The following is a 20,156-nucleotide window of genomic DNA, read 5'->3' as shown; positions in this document are numbered from 1 at the left end:
GGTTGGGAGGGCTCTGACGTCCCTGCCTCGGTTTGGCGGCTTGCGCCGTCGTTCCCCTGGGGCTTGCTGCTTAAATCGATGCGTAGGTGTCGGTGTCGGTGTCGGCGTTGGCGTTGGCGTCGGCGTTCACCGAGCCGGCCTTACTTCTTGCGCGCGGCGATGGACTTTTCGGCCATGTTGACCAAGTCTTCGCCGATCTGCTTCTTCCACTTGTCGTACACGGGTTGCGTGACCTTGGCGAAGGCGTCGTGTTCGGCTTTGGACAAGGACGTCACGGTCACGCCGTGGCCTTCAATTTCCTTCAGCAGCGACGGGTCTTCGGGCGTGACGCCCTTGCGCGCAATCACGATCTGCTGCTTGCCGGCATCCAGCGCGGCCTGGCGCACAATGTCGCGATCCTTTTCCGACCACGAATTCCACACTTCGCGGTTCACCACGAAGATCAGCGGATCCGCCACGTAGTTCCACAGCGTCAGGTACTTCTGGCCCACCGTGTACAGCTTGGAACCCGTGTAGATCGACAGCGGATTTTCCTGCCCGTCGACCGCGCCGCTGGCCAGCGCCGGTTGCGCATCGGCCCAGCTCATCTGCGTGGGGTTGGCGCCCAGCGCGGTGAACGTGTCGATGTACAGGGGCGATCCCACCACGCGCAGCTTCATGCCCTTCATGTCTTCGGGCTTTTTGATGTCGCGCTTGGAATTGCTGAGCTGGCGATAGCCGTTTTCGCCCCATGCCAGCGGCACGACGCCGGCCTTTTCAATCAGCTTGAACATTTCGCGGCCGACGTCGCCTTGCACCAGCGCGTCGATGGCGGCGTAGTCGGGCATCAGGAAGGGCAGCGAGAACAGGTTCAGCTGCTTGACCTGCGGCGACCAGTTGATGGTGGACCCCACGGCCATGTCGATCACGCCCTGGCGGATGGCGGTGAATTCGCGCGTCTGGTCGCCCTGCACCAGCGACGTGCCCGGGTACACCTTGATGTTGATGCGGCCATCGGTGCGTTCGCGCACCAGCTTGGACCAGATCTCGGCGCCCTGGCCCCACGGGAAGGTCGTGCCCACCACGATGGACAGCTTGTATTCGGGTTTGTAGTTCTGCGCGTGCGCCGGCGTCATGCCGACCACGGCGGCGGCGCACAGCGCGGCGCCGATCAGGTTGCGGAATTTCATGGGGTGTCTCCTCTCTCTGAGTGTGTCTGTTGTTGTTGTCAGTTGTTTGTTGTCGGTCGTTGATGGTTGTGCTGCAACCTGCTCTTTCAATAGCCCAGCTTTTTCGGCAACCACAGCGCCAGCTGCGGAAACACCAGCACCGCCACCAGCACCAGGAACATGGCGCCCAATAGCCACACCACCCAGCGCACCGTGGATTCCATCGGCACGCGCGCAATGCGGCACGACACCATCAGGTTCACGGCAAGCGGCGGGGTGAACTGGCCCAGCGCCACCTTCAAGGTCAGGATCACGCCGAACCACACCGGGTCCCAGCCGTAGGCATTGGCAATGGGCATCAGCAACGGCACGAAGATCAGGAAGATCGAAATGCCGTCCAGGAACATGCCCACCGTCATCAGCAGCAGAATCAGCAGCGACAGCACGCCCCATTCGCCCAGGCCGGAATTGACGATGGCGTTGGTGATCGGGTCAATCACGCTAAGCGTGGACAAGGCCCAGGCGAAGATGCCCGCCAGCGTCACCACCAGCATGATCACGGCGGACAGCTCGGCCGCCTCGCGCAAGATGGTGTACAGGTCGCGCAGCTTGATGGTGCGGTGGATGAAGCCGCCCACGAACAAGCCGTAGAACACCGCCACGACCGCCGCCTCGGTGGGCGTGAACCAGCCCAGGCGCATGCCGCCCAAAATCAGCACCGGCGCGGCCAGGCCCCATGACGCTTCGCGCAGGCTTGCCCAGAAGGGCGGGCGCGGCAAGTGCGCCTCCAGCGCGCCCATCTTGTATTTGCGCGACAGCCAGACGGCCGGAATGATCAGCGCGAAACCGGCCAGGATGCCGGGGATCATGCCCGCTGCGAACAGCGCCGGCACCGACGCGCCGGGCACCAGCACGGAATAGATGATGAAGGCGACGGACGGCGGAATCAGGATGTCGGTGGCGGCGCCGGCTGCAACGACGGCCGCCGAGAACGAACCCGGGTAGCCGGCGCGCGACATGGCCGCAATCATCACCGCGCCCACCGCCGCCGCGCATGCCGGGCCCGAACCCGAAATGCCGCCCAGGAACATGGCCACCGCAATCGACACCAGCGGCAGCATGCCCGGGCCCCGGCCCACGATGGCAATCGCAAAGTCCACCAGCCGCTTGGCCACGCCCGAACGGTCAAAGATGGAACCCACCAGCACGAACATGGGGATGGCCAGCAGCGGGTATTTGGCCAGCCCCGCGTAGAAGTTCTGCGGCACGGTCAACAGGCCATACCAGGGCGTGTCCAGGTTGGACAGCACGATGGCGACGGTGCCGCCGATGCCCAGCGCCACGCCCACGGGCACGCCGATCAGCATCAGCACAATGAAGACAACGAAGAGCAGGGTGGCGATCATTTCGTGTCGGCGCCCCGGGCGATGCGGCGGATGGTGCCCAGCGTGCGCAGCGAGATCGCCGCGGCCATCACGGGCAGCCAGATCGAATACCACCAGGTAGGCACGCCAATGGCCGGCGACGTTTCTTCGTAGATGAATTCGTCGGACACCAGCTTGACCGACAGCACGGTCAGCAGCACGAAAAAGGCCAGCACGCAGCCGTTGGAGATCAAGGCCAGGATGCGCTGGCGGCGGGGCGAGCCGCTGTCCGCCAGGATTTCGATGCGGATGTGGTGGTTGCGCACGAACGCCACGCTGCCGCCCGCCATGGTCAGCACGATCAACAGGAACACCGAGATTTCTTCGGTCCAGGCGAATGACTGGTCGGTGAAGTAGCGCACCAGCACGTTGGCGAAGGTGATCAGCGCCAGCGTCGCCAGCAGGATGACGGCCAGCCAGTCTTCGATGGCAAGCGGCACCTTGACGGCGGGTTCGGATTCAACGGGGATGATCGGTTCGACGGGTTCGGCGGGGGCTTCAGGGCGGGACATGGGTGCGGCGACGGCAGGGCGCTTGGCGCGTTCTAGTCATGGGGTCGCTGCATCCTACCGTCGGCCCGCAGGCGCCGGTCTTCGTGTTTTCCCGTGGTGCGGGGCGGCAACAACATGCTGCGTTGCGTCAGAGTCGGCCGTGCCTTCCGTGCCGCGCGGCGCGTGTCGCCAGCGACAGGGCGCGATGACACCAAGGCTTTACCGCGATATTGCCGTGCACCATTTTTGTGCGGCGGCGCTGGAATTCTTTTGTAACATCGGCCGAAATGGCCGCTTGGCTAGCTTCTTGAACAACAGCTCCGGGAAAACCCCCTAAACAGGTAAAATCACTTTTTGCACCCATCCTTATACGGCGCCCGCATCGTGTCCCTAGTTCAGCATCTGCCTGGTTCCTCCGTCCTGTCCTCCTTTCGTCGCGATCGCCTGTTGGCGCAATTGAAGGAAGCCGGCCTGCCGGTGGCCGACATCTCCGCTCGCTACGAGCACTTCGTCAGCACCGACGCCGCCTTGACGGCCGAACAGCAGCAACACCTGACCCAACTGCTGGATTACGGCACCCCCAGCACAGCCGACGCCCCGGCCAAGAGCCTGTCGCTGCTGGTCATTCCGCGACTGGGCACCATTTCCCCGTGGGCCAGCAAGGCCACCGACATCGCCCACAATTGCGGCCTGTCGTCGGTGCACCGCATCGAGCGCGGCGTGCGCTATGTCATCACCCCCGAACGCGGCCTGCTTGGCACCAAGTCGTTTGACGACGCCATGCTGGCGCGCGCGGCCGACTGCCTGCACGACCGCATGACCGAAACCGTGGTCGACGCCAACTTCGACGGCCAGGCGCTGTTCCAGACGCTGGCCGGCAAGCCGATGCGCACGGTTGGCGTGCAGGCCGATGGCGTCAAGGCGCTGGCCGAAGCCAACGTGTCCTTGGGCCTGGCCCTGTCGGAAGACGAAATCGAATACCTGGCCAAGTCCTTCACCGACCTGGGGCGCGACCCCACCGACGTGGAACTGATGATGTTCGCGCAGGCCAACAGCGAACACTGCCGCCACAAGATCTTCAACGCCGAATGGGTCATCGACGGCCAATCGCAACCGAACACGCTGTTCGGCATGATCCGCGCCACCCACAAGGCGCAGCCGGAAGGCACGGTCGTGGCGTATTCGGACAACGCCGCCATCATGGAAGGCGGCCCCGCGCAGCGCTTCCAGGCCGGCGTGCCCGGCGTCACGGGGCAGGGCGCTGACGGCGCCAGGTACATCCGCCGCGACACCACCGTGCACACCTTGATGAAGGTGGAAACGCACAACCACCCGACCGCGATTGCCCCGTTCCCGGGCGCATCCACCGGCGCGGGCGGCGAAATCCGCGACGAAGGCGCCACCGGCCGGGGCTCCAAGCCCAAGGCCGGCCTGACCGGTTTTACCGTGTCGCACCTGCGTTTCGACGACGCGCTGCAACCCTGGGAAGCCGACCACCACGGCCTGCCCGAGCGCATCGCCTCGCCCTTGTCCATCATGATCGACGGCCCCATCGGCGGCGCGGCGTTCAACAACGAATTCGGCCGTCCCAACCTCTTGGGCTACTTCCGTTCGTTCGAGCAGACGGCAGGCGGCACGCGCTGGGGCTATCACAAGCCCATCATGATCGCGGGCGGCCTGGGCAGCATCGACGCCGGCCTGACCCACAAAGACGTGATTCCCCCTGGCGCGCTGCTGATCCAGCTGGGCGGCCCGGGCTTCCGTATCGGCATGGGCGGCGGCGCCGCCTCCAGCATCAGCATGGGCAGCAACTCCGCCGAACTGGACTTCGATTCCGTCCAGCGCGGCAATCCGGAAATCGAACGCCGCGCGCAAGAAGTCATCGACCGCTGCTGGCAGCAGGCCGAAAACAACCCCATCATCGCCATCCACGACGTGGGCGCGGGCGGCTTGTCCAATGCCTTCCCGGAATTGGTCAACGACGCCGGCCGTGGCGCCATCTTCGACTTGAAGCGCGTGCCGCTGGAAGAGTCGGGCTTGTCGCCCGCTGAAGTCTGGAGCAACGAATCGCAGGAACGCTATGTCCTGTCGATTCTGCCGAAAGACCTGGAACGCTTTGACGCCATCGCCCGCCGCGAACGTTGCCCGTATGCGGTGGTGGGCGTGGCCACTGAAGAACGCCAGCTGCGCGTGGTGGACGGCGAGGGCCTGCCCGGCCTGGACACGATCCGCCCGCAAGGCGAGGCCGAAGTGCGCCCCGTGGACGTGCCGATCGATGTCATCCTGGGCAAGCCGCCGCGCATGACGCGCGACGTGCGCCGCCTGCCGGGCGTGTCCGCGCCGCTGGATCTGGCCGGCATCGACCTGACCGAAGCCGCCTACCGCGTGCTGCGTCACCCCACCGTTGCCAACAAGTCCTTCCTGATCACCATCGGTGACCGTACCGTGGGCGGGCTGTCCAGCCGCGACCAGATGGTCGGCCCGTGGCAGGTGCCGGTGGCTGACTGCGCGGTTACCTTGGCCGACTACGAAGGTTTCCGTGGCGAAGCCATGTCGATGGGTGAACGTACCCCCATCGCCATGCTCGACGCCCCGGCGTCTGGCCGCATGGCCGTGGCCGAAGCGTTGACCAACCTGGCTGCCGCCGACGTGGCGCGCCTGGAAGACATCAAGCTGTCCGCCAACTGGATGGCCGCTTGCGGCGTCGATGGCCAGGACGCCGCGCTGTATGACACCGTGTCCGCCGTCAGCGAACTGTGCCAGGCCACCGGCCTGTCCATCCCCGTGGGCAAGGATTCGCTGTCCATGAAAACGTCCTGGGAACAGGACGGCGAGCAGCGCCAGGTGGTCGCGCCCGTGTCGTTGGTGGTGACGGCGTTTGCGCCGGTGGCCGACGTGCGCGCCAGCCTGACCCCGCAACTGCGTACCGATGCCGGCGACAGCGTGCTGATCCTGATCGACCTGGGCCGTGGCCGTCACCGCATGGGGGGCTCGATCCTGGCGCAGACGTACAACCAGATCGGCGAAACCGTGCCGGACATCGACGCGCCGCAAGACCTGCGCGCGTTCTTCATCACCATCCGCACGCTGGCCGAAGCCGGCACCATCCTGGCCTACCACGACCGTTCCGACGGCGGCCTGTTCGCCACGTTGACCGAAATGGCCTTCGCCGGCCGCACCGGTATTTCCGTGAACCTGGACATGCTGACGTTCGATCCGCAATCGGCGGACTGGGGCGACTACAAGATCCGCCCGGACCAGGTGAAGGTGCAGCGCGAAGAACTGACGCTGAAGGCGCTGTTCTCGGAAGAAGCCGGCGCCGTCATCCAGGTGCCCGCCGCGCAACGCGACGCGGTCATGCAAGTGCTGCGCGGCGCGGGCCTGTCGGCTCACTCGCACGTCATTGGCGGCCTGAACGGCGCCGACGAAGTCGAGTTCTACCGCGACGGCAAGAAGGTCTGGGGCCAGCCGCGCGCTGAACTCGGCCGCGCCTGGAGCGAAGTGTCCTACCGCATCATGGCCCGCCGCGACAACCCGGCCTGCGCACAAGCCGAACTGGACGTCTGGAACGATACGACCGACCCGGGCATGAGCCCGAACGTGTCGTTCGACCCGCAAGAAGACATCGCCGCGCCGTTCATCAACACCGGCAAGCGTCCGCGCGTGGCCATCCTGCGCGAGCAAGGTTGCAACAGCCAGGTGGAAATGGCCTGGGCGTTCGACACCTCGGGCTTCGAAGCCATCGACGTCCACATGACCGACCTCTTGGCCGGCCGCGTGGACCTGGCGCAGATGCAGGGCCTGGTGGCCGTAGGCGGTTTCAGCTACGGCGACGTGCTGGGCGCCGGCGAAGGCTGGGCGCGCACCATCCGCTTCAACAGCCAGTTGTCGGATCAGTTCGCCGCGTACTTCGCGCGTCCGGATACGTTTGCGCTGGGCGTGTGCAACGGCTGCCAGATGATGGCGGCGTTGGCTCCGATGATTCCGGGCGCCGAGCACTGGCCGCGCTTCACGCGCAACCAGTCGGAAAAGTACGAAGCACGCCTGTCGATGGTGGAACTGGCCAAGTCGCCGTCCATCTTCTTTGCCGGCATGGAAGGCGCCCGCATCCCGGTCGCGGTTGCGCACGGCGAAGGCTTTGCCGACTTTTCCCAGCAGGGCGATGCCGGCCGCGTGCTGACCGCCGCGCGCTACATCGACAACCGTGGACTGGCCACCGAAGCCTACCCGTTCAACCCGAACGGCAGCCCGGGCGGCCTGACTTCCGTCACCACCGCCGATGGCCGCTTCACGGTGATGATGCCGCACCCGGAACGCGTGACCCGCAACGTCATGATGTCGTGGGCGCCCGAGAAATGGGGCAGCGCCGACCAGGGTGGCACGTACAGCCCGTGGATGCGCATCTTCCGCAATGCGCGCGTCTGGCTGAAGTAAGCCCGGGGGCGGCAATGCCGCCGCCGTATGACAAGAAGGACGGGCCACGGCCCGTCCTTTTTGTTGTCACTGCGTCCGCGGTGACGCTTAACTGGCAGCCGCCCGCAGCGTTCCCGCCTCGCGTTCGAACTGGCTGGCCAGCTCTTCCGCCGCGGGCGTCAACGGCTGCGATGTGCGTTGCAGCAGCCCGATCACGTAGTCGGGCAGCGGGTCGGTGATGGGCACGATGTCGAGCTGTTCGCGCAGCATCCCGGTGGCGATCAACGTGGTCGGCAGCAACGCCATGCGGTCGCTGTTGGCCACCAGCGCCGCCGTGTCGATCACCCCGTCCGTGTGCATGTCCACGCGCGGCGTGCCCAGGCCGGCCTGCAAGAACACGTCGTACACCGACGCGCCGGGCTGGCCGGGCGGCCCCGCCACCGCGAACACCACGTCGCGCAGTTCCTGCAACGCCTGGGCTTGCCGCAAAGGGTGGTTGCGGCGCGCCGCGACCACCAAGGGGCAGGTCAGCAAGGCGCGCGCGGTCAGGTTCGGGTCGGCTTGGTCCGTGTTGACGGGGCAGATGGCGAAATCCAGTTGCCCATCGCGCAGCAGCGGCATCAGGGAATGGTAAAGGCCGCTGCGGCAGTGCAGTTCAACCTCGGGGTAGCGCTGCCGAAAGCGCTGAATCGCCGTGGGCGCCAGCAGCACCGAGGCCGCCGCCGAAATGCCGTATTGAACGGTACCCAGCCGTTCGCCCCGCATCTGCGCCATGGTGTCGCGGGCGCGCTTGGTTTCGTGAACCAGGTATTGCGCGTGCGGCAAGAAGCGCTTGCCGTAGTCGTTGGGCCGCATCCCCTTGGCGTGCCGGTCGAATAACGACAAGCCCAGCGTGCGTTCAAGACGCCGCAGGGACTTGGTCATTGCCGGTTGGGTTTGTCCGGTGGCGCGGGCTGCCGCGTGCACGCTGCCATGTTGCGTGACGGCAAGAAAATCGAATACCTGCTGCAACTTCATGTTGATGCCCCCCTATTGCTCAGTCGAGCTTGCTGAAAGGTCCCCGGCTACTCATCCAAAGTGCTGACCGACCGTAGTTCATTAGCTGTCAAGGTAGCAAGCAAGAGCAGGGCGGCGCAGCCGTGTCCAGCGCATGCGGATTCAACACTGGCGCGGCTTGCGGGCCGATTGGGGCTTGCGAGGCATCGCCCGCTGACAATCTTTTGTAACGTAATGAGATATTTAACTTTTCGTTGCAACCTGCCGTAAACCCGTAGAGCGTAATGCAACCCGGAGTGGCTTTTCATGTTCAAGAACCTAAGTATTCGCGCAATCCTGACGACCGCCTTGGGCGTCTTTTTCGCGCTTTTCCTATTGACCGGCGTGGCCGTCTATCAACAATTGACCTCCAACCGCACCTCGATCGAAGTGCTGCTGGACACCAACCTGGTCCGCGCCAACGCGGTGGATGGCGCGGGCGCCGAACTGCTGCGCGCCCGCCTGGTGCTGCTGGCCGCGCAGAGCGCGCTGCTGGAAGGCAAGTCCATCGACAACATGGCCAGCATGCAGCGCCTGGATGGCTATACCAAGAAGGCGTCTGATTTGATCGACGCCGCGCGCAAGCTTCCAGAAACCACGGAAGTGGGTAAGCCGTTGTTCGACGGCGCGCTGGCCGCCTACGACGTCTATGTGCGCGACGCGATTGCGCCGATGGTGGCGGCCATTCGCGCGGGCAAGCCGCAGGACGCCAGCCGCCTGAACCTGGAAAAGGTCACGCCGCTGGGCATCCTGTTCACGCAGGCCATCCAGAAGTACGTGGATTACGCCGACGACGTGGGCCAGCGTGTGGCGCGCGAGGCGTCCACGCGCATCAATGGCGCGATCGTCGTGCTGGTCTGTTTGCTGGTGGTGGTGGCGGTGTTGGTGGTCAGCCTGTACGCGATCTTTGCGCGTTCGGTGTTCCGTCCGCTGCACGAGGCCGGCCGCTTGTTTGACCGCATTGCCGGCGGCGACCTCAGCAACCGCATCGAGCAGCGTGGCAATAACGAAATCGGCGTGCTGTATGCCGCCGTCAAGCGCATGCAGGACAGCTTGTCGCGCACCGTGTCGGCCGTGCGCCTGGGCGTGGAAGAAATCCACACCGGCTCGCGCGAGATCGCGGCGGGCAACATCGACCTGTCGTCCCGCACCGAGCAGCAGGCCGCGTCGCTGGAAGAAACGGCCGCCAGCATGGACGAGCTGTCATCCACGGTGAAGAACAACGCCGACAGCTCGCGCAGCGCTTCGCAATTGGCGTCGGCGGCTTCCGAAGTGGCCACGCGCGGCGGCAAGGCCGTGGGCGACGTGGTGGGCACGATGCGCGGCATTGCGGATAGCTCCAAGCGCATCGCCGATATCGTGGGCGTGATCGACGGCATCGCCTTCCAGACCAACATCCTGGCGCTGAACGCGGCGGTGGAAGCGGCGCGCGCGGGCGAGCAGGGCAAGGGCTTTGCGGTGGTGGCCAGCGAAGTGCGCGCCTTGGCGCAGCGCAGCGGCCAGGCGGCCAAGGAAATCAAGGGCTTGATCGACGAGTCGGTGCAAAAGGTGTCGATCGGTTCGGACCAGGTGGAAGCCGCGGGCGCCACCATGCAGGAGATCGTGACGTCGGTGCGCCGCGTGACGGACATCATCAACGAAATCTCCAGCGCGTCGGAAGAACAGTCGCAAGGCATTCAGCAGGTGAACCAGGCGGTGTCGCAGATGGACAGCGTGACGCAGCAAAACGCCGCGCTGGTCGAGCAGGCGGCCGCATCCGCCGCGTCGCTGGAAGCCCAGGCGCAACGCCTGCGTGAAGCGGTGGCGGTGTTCAAGCTGCAAGCCGGCGGACAGGTGATCGATGCCGACGCCGCTGCCTTGGGCCGCAATGGCGAACCGGCGCTGCTGGGCGCCTGAGCCGGGGCGTCTTAGCCGGGTCCCCGACCGGGGAACCGCAACCCAGCCTTTCCCAGCCTGCCCACGGCCGACCGCGACACCGCCGTCGGCCAAAAAGAAAAGCGCCCCGAGGGGCGCTTTTCTCATTTCCGTCTTACTGGTCCAGCTGAATATTGGCGTCGGCGGCGACGTTCTTCCACTTCTTCACGTCGCTGGCGATCACTTGCTGGAATGCGTCCGACGAACCAGCCACCACCGTGCCGCCCAGGCTGGCCAGCTTGGCCTTCACTTCCGGCGTGTTCAGGGCCTTGACTGACGCGTCGTGCAGCGCCTTCTTCACGTCATCCGGCAACCCCTTGGGCGCCAGCAAACCGTTCCAGGCGTTGGCTTCGTAGCGCGGCAGGCCGGCTTCCTTGAAGGTGGGCGTGTCGGGCAGTTCGGGCGAACGCACGTCGGCCGCGATGGCGATGGGCCGGATCTGGCCGCCCTTGATGTACGGCAGCGACGCCGGCACCGGTTCCCAGATCATCGACACCTGGCCGCTGATCACGTCGGTGAACGCCGGGCCCGCGCCACGGTAGGCGATGTGCATCAGCTTGGCGCCCGTCATCGACTTCATCAGCTCCATGGCCAGGTTGCCCAGCCCGCCCGCGCCGGACGAGGCGTAGGTGAACCTGTCGGGGTTGGCCTTGGACGCGGCGATCAGCGCGTTCAGGTCGGTGGCGGGAAAGTCCTTGGTCACGCTCAGCACGCCCGGCACCGTCACCAGCTGCGTGATGGCGGTGAAGTCCTGCACGGGGTCATACGTCAGCGACTTGTACACGGCCGGGTTGGTGCCGTGCGTGCTGGACGAAGCCAGCAGCAGGATGTAGCCGTCGGGCGCGGAGTCCGCCACGAAGCGCGTGCCGATCGAACCGCCCGCGCCGGCCTTGTTTTCAACGACCACGGTGGCGCCCAGCTCGGTGCCCAGCTGCGCGGCGAACACGCGGCCGATGATGTCGGCGGTGCCACCCGGTGCAAACGGCACGATCAGGCGCACAGGCTTGGCGGGGTAGGCGGCTTGCTGGGCCGACGCGGCGCCGGCGGCCAGCGTGGCGCCGGTCAGCAGTGCCAGCGCGATGGTGGTTTTCTTGAAAGTCATCAGTGTCTCCAGGCGAAGGTTAGTCGAGGCTGCGGGCGAGCCAATCGACGATCAATTCGGCGATCTGGTCGCTATTGCGGTCCAGCATGCAGAAATGGGAATTGCCGGCGATGCCGGTGGCGGGCAGGTCCAGCACGTCGGCGCGCTGGCCGGCCGCGCGCAGCGCCGCCCAGTACGCATCGGTTTGCGCGCGGTAGCGCTGCCAGGTGGCGTCGGCGCCAAAGTGGTCGCCCCACACCAGCAATTGCGGGGGCAGGCCGGGGGCGGCGGCGGCGGGCGTGCCGGTGGGTTCCAGCGCCACCACGGCGCGTACCGTGCTGGCGTATTCCTGGGCCAACAGCGTGGCGTAGCCGCCGCCCTGGCTGTGTCCGACCACGATGCACGGGCCGGTAAGGTCGAGCAGAGCGCGGTAGGCGTCCAGCGCCATCTCGCCATGCGTCAGCCAGCGCGGCACGAACTGCTTGGCGAACGTGTCGAAGGCCTCTACCGGGAATTGCTGCGCGGGATAAGCGCGGCGCGGCTGGCCGGCCGGTGCATAGCCGGCTTCCGAGCCGATGCGGAACAGGCGCCACGCCTCTTCCTTGGAGCGGAAGATGGGCGCGCTGTCGTACACCTGCGGGTACATGGCCCAGGACGCGCGGCCGCGTTCGGGCGCGTCGGATACGAACACGTCATAGCCCGATTGCAGCAGCCGCCACAGCCAGCCCTGGCGTCCGTCCGGCGTGCTTTCCCATTGCGCGCCCGTCATGCCGCCGCCGTGCCAAAGCAGCACGGGGTAGGGGTGGCGCGGTTGTGCCAGCCGGTATTCCTGCACGTACAACTGGCCGACGGGGTAACCGCCGTTCATGTCGATCAGGCGGGGCGCGTTGTCAACGACCTGCATTTGCTGCATGGGCACGCCGCCGGCCACGGCCTCGGCACCGCCCACGAAATGGCTGCGGATGGACTTGAGCAACACGGGGGAGTCGGGCATCAGGGTTTTCCAGAAGTCGATGCCGGGATGTTAGTTGCCAGATGTTTCTGGCTTGTGCAAAATGCGCAATGCCTGTGCCGAATTGGCACAGATGAACCAGGGCTGGGACGGAGCAAAACCGATGGACACCAAATGGCTGGAGGACTTCGTCGCGCTGTCGAAGTCGCGCAATATGTTCCAGGCGGCCGAGGCGCGCAGCGTGACGCACCCGGCGTTCGGGCGCCGCATCAAGGCGCTGGAGGAATGGGCGGGCGTGCCGCTGGTGGAACGCGGCCATCAGGTGTCGACGCTGAACGCGGCCGGGCGCAGCATGCTGGCGGCGGCGATCGATGTGCTGGATATCCTGCGCGACACGCGCCAGGCCCTGCAAAAGCCCGAGCAGGAACGCAATCGGAAAATCACCATCGCGTCGGGCAAGACGCTGGCGCATTCGGTGCTGCCCGGCGTGATGGCGCGCGTGAAGCAGGGCATGGCGCCGTTTCAGCTCAAGGTGGTCACCACCACGCTGAACTACGGCGTGGACATGCTGGCCGATGGCGAAGTGGACTTTCTGCTGTGCCACGCGCACGAGCCGCTGTACGCAAAGATCGACAACCCCGGCTACCGCTGGCGCCGCGTGGGCGCCGACAAGCTGGTGGCTGTCAGCGCGCCGGTGGCGGCGGGCGGGCGGCATCCGCGCTACGCCGCGCCCAAGCTGCCGTCCGATCCGCCCGTGCCTTTTTTGGCCTATGCCGACAGCATGTCGCTGGGGCGCATCCTGGACGATCGGCTGCGCGGCTTGTGCCTGATCGGGCAGTTGCAGACGATGTACGAGTCGGACCTGGCCGACGCGCTACACGCCATGGCGCGCCAAGGGTTCGGGCTGGCCTGGCTGCCGCACACATTGATCGAATCGGATCTGCGCGCAGGCACCCTGGTGCGCGCCGACAGCGCCCGCAATGACATCCATATGGAAATCCGAATTTATCAATCGGTAGACAACGCCAAACCCCTGGCGCGCGATGTGTGGGGGCGTATCGAAGCGTACGCGGCTCGATGACGCACTTGCGTGGGGCGACGCCGGCTGGGGCTGCCATAAATGACGGCGAGCCGAAGCCGCCGACGCCGCGCCCGGTCCCCGCGATGGCGGCCACGGGCATAAAATACCGGATTACCCCAATCCCGCCCCCCACGCACCCTACAGGATTCCGCGCCATGAACGCCCGTATCCCCGACGACGCCCTGCCGCCCACCCTTGATCCCGACGCCCTCCAGGCGTTTGTCGACGACAAGTGGGACAACGAAATCATCCCCGCGCTGACCGACTACATCGCCATCCCGGCCAAGAGCCCGGCGTTTGACGCCGACTGGGAAAAGAACGCGTTCATCGAACGCGTGGTGCGCGATGCCGCCGCCTGGGTCGAAGCGCAAAAGGTCTCGGGCCTGAAGCTGGAAGTGGTGCGCCTGCCGGGCCGCACGCCCGTCATCTTCTTTGACGCGCCCGCCACGCGTAGCGACAACGGCGACACCGTGCTGCTGTACGGCCACCTGGACAAGCAGCCGGAATTTTCGGGCTGGCGCGCGGGCCTGGGCCCCTGGACCCCCAAGTATGAAGACGGCAAGCTCTATGGCCGTGGCGGCGCGGACGACGGCTATGCCGTGTACGCCTCGCTGACCGCCATCATGGCGCTGGACAAGCAGGGCATCCCGCGCCCGCGCTGCGTGGGCATCGTGGAAACCTGTGAAGAATCGGGCAGCTACGACTTGCTGCCGTACGTGGACGCGCTGCGCGACCGCCTGGGCAACGTCGCCCTGGTGGTGTGCCTGGATTCGGGCGCGGGCAACTACGACCAGCTCTGGATGACGACCTCGCTGCGCGGCATGGTGTCGGGCACGCTGGAAGTGCAGGTGCTGGACGAAGGCGTGCATTCGGGCGATTCCAGCGGCGTGGTGCCGTCGTCGTTTCGCATCCTGCGCCATCTGCTGGACCGCCTGGAAGACAGCGCCACCGGCCGCCTGCTGCCGCAAAGCCTGCATTGCGAAATTCCCGCCGAACGCGTTGAACAAGTGGCCGCCACCGCGCGCATTCTGGGCGACGAAGTGTGGCGTCGCTTCCCCTGGAGCTGCGGCGCCGAGGGCGGCTTTGTGCTGCCGATGACGACCGAGCCCGAACAAGCGCTGCTGAACCGCACGTGGCGCCCGACCTTGTCGGTGACCGGCGCCGAAGGCCTGCCGCCGCTGTCCAGCGCCGGCAACGTGCTGCGTCCGCGCACCGCATTCAAGCTGTCGCTGCGCCTGCCGCCGCTGATCGACGCCGTGGCCGCCTCGCAGGAAATCAAGGAACTGCTGGAAGCCGACGCCCCCTACAACGCCAAGGTCATCTTCAAGGCCAACGAAGGCGCCGCCACCGGCTGGAACGCACCGGCTTCCGTGCCCTGGCTGACGCAGGCGCTGGACGCAGCGTCCCAGCAGTACTACGGCCAGCCTTGCGGCTATATCGGCCAGGGCGGCACGATTCCGCTGATGAGCATCCTGCAAAAGGGCTTTCCGAAGGCGCAGTTCATGGTGTGCGGCGTGTTGGGTCCCAAGTCGAACGCGCACGGCCCCAATGAATTCCTGCACGTGCCTTATGGCAAGAAGCTGACGGCCGCCGTTGCGCAAACCATGGCGGCCATGCCGGCATGATTTCGACTTCCGACGCTTATGCCAACGTGGTGGCTGAAACCCGCCACTGGCTGAATCAGGCCGTGATCGGCCTGAACCTTTGCCCGTTCGCCAAGGCGGTTCAGGTCAAGGACCAGATCCGCTTTGCCGTCAGCGACGCCACCGACGCCGAAGGGGTGCTGACCGACTTGCAGGACGAGCTTGCCCTGCTGGCCGAGACCGACCCCGAGAAGATCGACACCACCTTGTTGATCATTCCCGACGCGCTGGACGACTTCCTGGATTTCAACGATTTCGAGGACCTGTCCGACCGCCTGCTCAAGCGCATGCGGTTGGTGGGCGAATTGCAGGTGGCCACGTTCCACCCGCAATTCCAGTTTGCCGACACGCAGCCGGACGACATCGAGAACTACACCAACCGCGCGCCGTACCCAATCCTGCACTTGCTGCGGGAAGACAGCATCGACCGCGCGGTGGAGTCGTTTCCGGACGCCTCGGACATCTATGAAAAGAACATCGACACGATGAAAAAGCTGGGCCTGGAAGGCTGGAAAAAACTGATGACCCGGCCCTAGGCATCCATTTCGCCGTTTGCTTCGTATATGGGATGACACCCCGCGGGCTGCCCCCGCCGGGTAGACCCTTCCCACGATGCGACAGGAGACGGCGGTGCCACACTTTCCACTGATCGCGCGGGCGCGCGGCGATGCGTAGCGTGCCCGTGGCGTCTTTGCTGGCGATGCTGCTGGCCGGCTTGCTGATCCTGGGTTTGGCGGCCTGCTCGCCGCTGACGGTGCTTAACGGCGCGGTGCCCGACAACGCCAGCCGCATCGTCAGCGATGTGGCCTATGGCGACGACCCGCGCCAGCGCGTCGATATCTACGCGCCACCCGGGGTGCGCAGCCCGCCCGTGGTGGTTTTCTTCTATGGCGGCAGTTGGCGCAATGGCTCGCGCGCCGACTACAAATTCGTGGGCGACGCGCTGGCCTCGCGCGGCATCCTGGCCGTGATCGCCGATTACCGCCTATACCCCGACGCCGCCTATCCCGACTTCCTGGACGATTGCGCGCGCGCCGTCGCGTGGACGCTGCGCCACGTGGCCGACTACGGCGGCGACCCCGCGCGCGTCTTCGTGGCGGGCCACAGCGCGGGGGGCTACAACGCCGCCATGATCGCGCTGGACCCGCGCTGGCTACAGCGCCAGGGCGCCTCACCGTCGATGCTGCGCGGGTGGATCGGCATGGCCGGCCCCTATGACTTCCTGCCGATCGTGGCGGCCAGCCTGAAGCCGGTCTTCCATTTTCCGGGCACGCCGCCCGACTCCCAGCCGATTACCCACGTCACGGCCAACGCGCCGCCCACCTTGCTGATGGCCGGCATGGCGGACACCACGGTCGACCCGCATCGCAACACCGAAGGCCTGGCCGCCGCCTTGCAGGCCGCCCATGTGCCCGTGACGTTGGTGCGTTACGACGGCCTGGGGCACGCACTGCTGGCCGGCGCGCTGGCGCGTCCCTTGCGCTGGCGGGCGCCGGTTCTGGACGACTTGGCGGGTTTTGTCTTGGATGCGTCGGGCGGGCCGCTGCGGGCCGACCCATAGCGCGTTCAAGTAGCGCATGGGTCGCATATCGGCCCGGTGCTACGGGTTTTCCCCGATGAATCCAATGCATCCGGGCGTACGTATATACGGCATCCACACGCGCAGCCGGGAATTCCGACGCCCACCGAAACCCCTGCGCTTAACCCTCCGAACCAGGAGAAGACCGATGAGATCTCCCTCTGACTCCGAACGCCTGGCGCTGGACAAGGCTTGCGCGCCTCATGCCGCGCAGCCCCTGTCGCTGACCGAGCGCCTGTTGCGTCGGCGCTTGCTGGGACAACTGGCGCAATTGCAAGGCGGACGGTTGGTGATTGACGACGCAATGGGCAGCGTTGAACTGGGCGGGCAGGACGCCACGGCGGGCCGGCCGTTGCGCCTGCGGGTGCGAGATCCCGCCTTCTACCGCGCCATTGCCGCCAACGGCAGCGTGGGCGGGGGCGAATCCTATGGCGACGGCCATTGGCACTGCGACGACCTGACTGGCTTGATCCGGCTGCTGGTGCGCAACCGCGATCTGCTTGACGGCATGGAGCGTGGCGTGGCGCGCTTGGGCGGCGTGGCGATGCGGGCCTTGCACGCGTGCCGCCGCAACACGCGCGCCGGCAGCCGCCGCAACATTGCCGCCCACTACGATCTGGGTAACGACTTTTTCGGCCTGTTCCTGTCGCAAGACATGATGTATTCGTCCGCCATGTGGGCGGGCGAGGACGACACGCTGGAGCAGGCGTCCACCCGCAAGCTGGATGTGATCTGCCGCAAGCTGGACCTGCAACCCGGCCAGCATGTGGTCGAGATCGGCACGGGGTGGGGCGGTTTTGCGCTGCACGCGGCGCGCCACTACGGCTGCCGCGTCACCACCACGACGATTTCGCGCGAGCAGCACGCGCTGGCCACCGAACGCATCCGCCGCGCCGGCCTGCAATACCGCGTGGACGTGCTGCTGCAAGACTATCGCGACCTGCACGGCCAGTTCGACAAGCTCGTGTCCATAGAAATGATCGAGGCGATCGGGGCCGACTACCTGCCCACGTATTTCGGCAAGGTGGGCCAGCTGCTCAAGCCCGATGGGATGGCGCTGATCCAGGCCATCACCATCGAAGACCACCGTTATGCGCAGGCGCTCAAGGCGGTGGACTACATCAAGCGGCATATCTTTCCCGGCAGCTTCATGCCGTCGATCCAGGCGATGCTGCAAGCCAAGACGCGCGCCAGCGACCTGAGCCTGGTGCATCTGGAGGACTTTGGCCTGTCTTACGCGCGCACGCTGGCAGCGTGGCGCGAGCGCTTCATGGCGAACCTGGACGCGGTGCGCGGGCAGGGCTTTGACGACCGCTTCATCCGCCTGTGGGAGTTTTACCTGGCCTACTGCGAAGGCGGCTTTCGCGAACGCGCCATCGGCGTGTCGCATCTGTTGTTGGCGCGGCCCGGGGCCACGCCGGCAGCGGCGCGGTGGGCGGCGCCATGACGCCCGACATGACGCCCGACATGACCTCCGCCATGCCCCCCGCCATGCAAGCCCTGATGGTGGCCGCCGTGGCCGCGTTGCTGATGGCTGGCGGCTGGCTGTGGCAGCGGCGCCATCACAACGCGGGCATCGTCGACGCGATGTGGGCATCCGGCATGGCCGTGGCCGCCGTCCTGCTGGCCTGGACCGGCCCGGGCGCGGCCACCCCGCGTGTGCTGCTGGCCGTGTTGGGCGGCGTCTGGGCGGGACGGCTGGCGCTGCACATCTGGAAGCGCGTGCGCCACGGCGAAGAAGACGGCCGCTACCGTGCCCTGCGCGCGCACTGGAACGGCAGCCAGGGCAAGTTCGCGCTGTTCTTCCTGGCGCAGGCGGGGCTGGTCGTCTTCATGTCCTTGCCGTTCATTGCCGTGGCCGCCAACCCCGTGCCCGGCATGACGCCTTGGGCCTGGCTGGGCGTGCTGGTGTGGGCGGTGTCGGTGGCGGGCGAAACCGTGGCCGACCGGCAATTGGACGCCTTTCGGGCCGACCCCGCCAACCGTGGTCGCACCTGCCGTGCCGGCCTGTGGCGCGTATCGCGGCATCCCAATTATTTCTTCGAATGGTTGCACTGGTTCAGCTACGTGGCGCTGGCGGCGGGCAGCGGCTTGGCCTGGCTGGCGTGGGTGGGCCCCGTCGCCATGTACATCTTCCTGCGCTGGATCAGCGGCATTCCCTACACCGAGGCGCAAGCGCTGCGCAGCCGGGGCGAAGACTATCGCCAGTATCAACGCACCACGCCGATGCTGTTTCCGTGGTTTCCGAAGCGCGATTGCGCCGGATCACCGCATCACCGCACCCCGACGCCAGAGGAATAATCATGAACGCTGCCACGTTGACTGAATCGCGCCTGGCTTCCGACCGGGCCGCGCCCGGCCTGCTGGGGCTGGCTGAACGCGGCCTGGTGCCCGACGCGCTTTTGCGCCTGGGCATCCGGCGCCTGTGCGCACAACGCCTGCGCGACGAAAGCGCCGGTGGCCCCGCCGCCCAGGCGCGGCGCTACCAACATCTGATCGATGAACTGCGCGCCAGCCCCGTGGCCATACACACAGACGACGCCAACGCCCAGCACTACGAACTGCCCGCGGAATTCTTCACGTTGTGCCTGGGCCGTCAATTGAAGTATTCCGGCTGCTATTACGCCACGGGGCGGGAAACGCTGGACCAGGCCGAAGCCGCCATGCTGGAGCTATATGGCGTGCGCGCCGAACTGGCGGACGGCCAGCGCATTCTGGAACTGGGTTGCGGCTGGGGCTCGTTGACCCTGTGGATGGCCGAACGCTATCCGACGGCGCGCATCACCGCCGTGTCGAACTCCGCCTCGCAGCGCCAGCACATCCAGGCGCAATGCCGCGCGCGCGGGCTGGACAATGTCGAGGTCATCACCTGCGACGTCAACACGCTGCAATTGCATCCGCAGACCTTCGACCGCTGCGTGTCCGTGGAAATGTTCGAGCACATGCGCAATTACCAGGCGCTGCTGGCGCGGATCGGGTCATGGCTGCGTCCGGGCGGCAAGCTGTTTGTGCACCTGTTTGCGCACCGCAGCCTGATGTACCCCTTCGAGACCGAGGGCGACGACAACTGGATGGGCCGGCATTTCTTCACGGGCGGCCTCATGCCGTCGGCAGACACCTTGCTGTGGTTTCAGGGCGACCTGCGCATCGAAGCGCGCTGGTTGGTTGACGGCAGCCACTACCAACGCACCGCGAACCACTGGCTGGCCAACCAGGACGCCCATCGCGCCCAGGTGCTGACAGTGCTGGAAAAGGCGTACGGCGCGCCGCTGGCCCGCCTGTGGTTCAACCGCTGGCGCATGTTCTGGATGGCGTGCGCCGAGTTGTTCGGCTACCAGAACGGGCAGGCCTGGATGGTGGCCCACTACCGCTTTGCGCGGCCAGACTAAAGGAGG

Annotated in this window: 15 protein-coding genes; 9 read left to right on the top strand and 6 right to left on the bottom strand. The window is 66.3% G+C overall.

Features of this window, described 5'->3' with window-relative positions; genetic code table 11:
• Positions 1–140: 140 nt before the first annotated feature.
• From KYT87_RS16310 to KYT87_RS16300, 3 genes are all read right to left on the bottom strand, one after another.
• The gene (locus tag KYT87_RS16310) at positions 141–1,169 is read right to left on the bottom strand and encodes a DctP family TRAP transporter solute-binding subunit (protein WP_219990365.1); all 1,029 of its coding nucleotides are present in this window, start codon (positions 1,167–1,169) and stop codon (positions 141–143) included.
• A gap of 86 nt (positions 1,170–1,255) precedes the next feature.
• Positions 1,256–2,554: a TRAP transporter large permease gene (locus KYT87_RS16305; protein ID WP_046806945.1), complete on the bottom strand. Its 1,299-nt coding sequence runs from the start codon at positions 2,552–2,554 to the stop codon at positions 1,256–1,258.
• Entirely contained in the window at positions 2,551–3,084 is a 534-nt protein-coding gene (locus KYT87_RS16300; protein WP_104145083.1) for a TRAP transporter small permease, read from the bottom strand. Before KYT87_RS16300 ends, KYT87_RS16305 begins: the two co-directional genes overlap by 4 nt.
• A gap of 363 nt (positions 3,085–3,447) precedes the next feature.
• Between KYT87_RS16300 and purL the strand changes: the two genes are divergently transcribed.
• A complete protein-coding gene (gene purL / locus KYT87_RS16295; RefSeq protein WP_219990364.1) occupies positions 3,448–7,497 on the top strand; it encodes a phosphoribosylformylglycinamidine synthase in 4,050 nt (1,349 codons plus the stop codon).
• An 87-nt stretch (positions 7,498–7,584) separates the two neighbouring features.
• Here the strand turns inward: purL and KYT87_RS16290 are convergent, their stop codons facing one another.
• Entirely contained in the window at positions 7,585–8,493 is a 909-nt protein-coding gene (locus tag KYT87_RS16290; RefSeq protein ID WP_046806943.1) for a LysR substrate-binding domain-containing protein, read from the bottom strand.
• A 285-nt stretch (positions 8,494–8,778) separates the two neighbouring features.
• Between KYT87_RS16290 and KYT87_RS16285 the strand changes: the two genes are divergently transcribed.
• Positions 8,779–10,407, top strand: a complete 1,629-nt coding sequence (locus KYT87_RS16285) for a methyl-accepting chemotaxis protein (protein WP_219990363.1) — start codon at positions 8,779–8,781, stop codon at positions 10,405–10,407.
• A 133-nt stretch (positions 10,408–10,540) separates the two neighbouring features.
• On the opposite strand, the gene KYT87_RS16280 is transcribed toward KYT87_RS16285, so the two are convergent.
• Positions 10,541–11,527, bottom strand: a complete 987-nt coding sequence (locus KYT87_RS16280; protein WP_219990362.1) for a tripartite tricarboxylate transporter substrate binding protein — start codon at positions 11,525–11,527, stop codon at positions 10,541–10,543.
• A 19-nt stretch (positions 11,528–11,546) separates the two neighbouring features.
• Positions 11,547–12,500 carry an alpha/beta fold hydrolase gene (locus KYT87_RS16275; protein WP_219990361.1) on the bottom strand — a complete coding sequence of 318 codons (954 nt, stop codon included), beginning with the start codon at positions 12,498–12,500 and terminating at the stop codon, positions 11,547–11,549.
• Between the two features lie 121 nt (positions 12,501–12,621).
• Here KYT87_RS16275 and KYT87_RS16270 point away from each other — a divergent pair, with 121 nt between their 5' ends.
• From KYT87_RS16270 to KYT87_RS16240, 7 genes are all read left to right on the top strand, one after another.
• A complete protein-coding gene (locus KYT87_RS16270; RefSeq protein ID WP_219990360.1) occupies positions 12,622–13,539 on the top strand; it encodes a LysR family transcriptional regulator in 918 nt (305 codons plus the stop codon).
• A gap of 155 nt (positions 13,540–13,694) precedes the next feature.
• Positions 13,695–15,164 (top strand): M20 family metallopeptidase, encoded by a 1,470-nt coding sequence (locus KYT87_RS16265; RefSeq protein WP_046806938.1) that lies wholly within the window; start codon positions 13,695–13,697, stop codon positions 15,162–15,164.
• Positions 15,161–15,718 carry a DUF1415 domain-containing protein gene (locus KYT87_RS16260; protein ID WP_104145087.1) on the top strand — a complete coding sequence of 186 codons (558 nt, stop codon included), beginning with the start codon at positions 15,161–15,163 and terminating at the stop codon, positions 15,716–15,718. The genes KYT87_RS16265 and KYT87_RS16260 overlap by 4 nt, the downstream gene beginning before the upstream one ends.
• Before the next feature lie 131 nt (positions 15,719–15,849).
• Positions 15,850–16,743 (top strand): alpha/beta hydrolase, encoded by an 894-nt coding sequence (locus KYT87_RS16255; protein ID WP_219990359.1) that lies wholly within the window; start codon positions 15,850–15,852, stop codon positions 16,741–16,743.
• A gap of 166 nt (positions 16,744–16,909) precedes the next feature.
• The gene (locus KYT87_RS16250) at positions 16,910–18,208 is read left to right on the top strand and encodes a cyclopropane-fatty-acyl-phospholipid synthase family protein (protein ID WP_219990358.1); all 1,299 of its coding nucleotides are present in this window, start codon (positions 16,910–16,912) and stop codon (positions 18,206–18,208) included.
• Entirely contained in the window at positions 18,205–19,062 is an 858-nt protein-coding gene (locus KYT87_RS16245) for a DUF1295 domain-containing protein (RefSeq protein WP_255593195.1), read from the top strand. The genes KYT87_RS16250 and KYT87_RS16245 overlap by 4 nt, the downstream gene beginning before the upstream one ends.
• 2 nt (positions 19,063–19,064) lie before the next feature.
• Positions 19,065–20,150 (top strand): cyclopropane-fatty-acyl-phospholipid synthase family protein, encoded by a 1,086-nt coding sequence (locus tag KYT87_RS16240; RefSeq protein ID WP_120156106.1) that lies wholly within the window; start codon positions 19,065–19,067, stop codon positions 20,148–20,150.
• Positions 20,151–20,156: the final 6 nt, after the last annotated feature.

The sequence above is a fragment of the Achromobacter sp. ES-001 genome (assembly GCF_019448355.1).
GTDB lineage: Bacteria > Pseudomonadota > Gammaproteobacteria > Burkholderiales > Burkholderiaceae_B > Achromobacter > Achromobacter spanius_B.
Note: the sequence above shows the minus strand (reverse complement) of the source record. Positions and strands in the feature narration are given on the sequence as shown.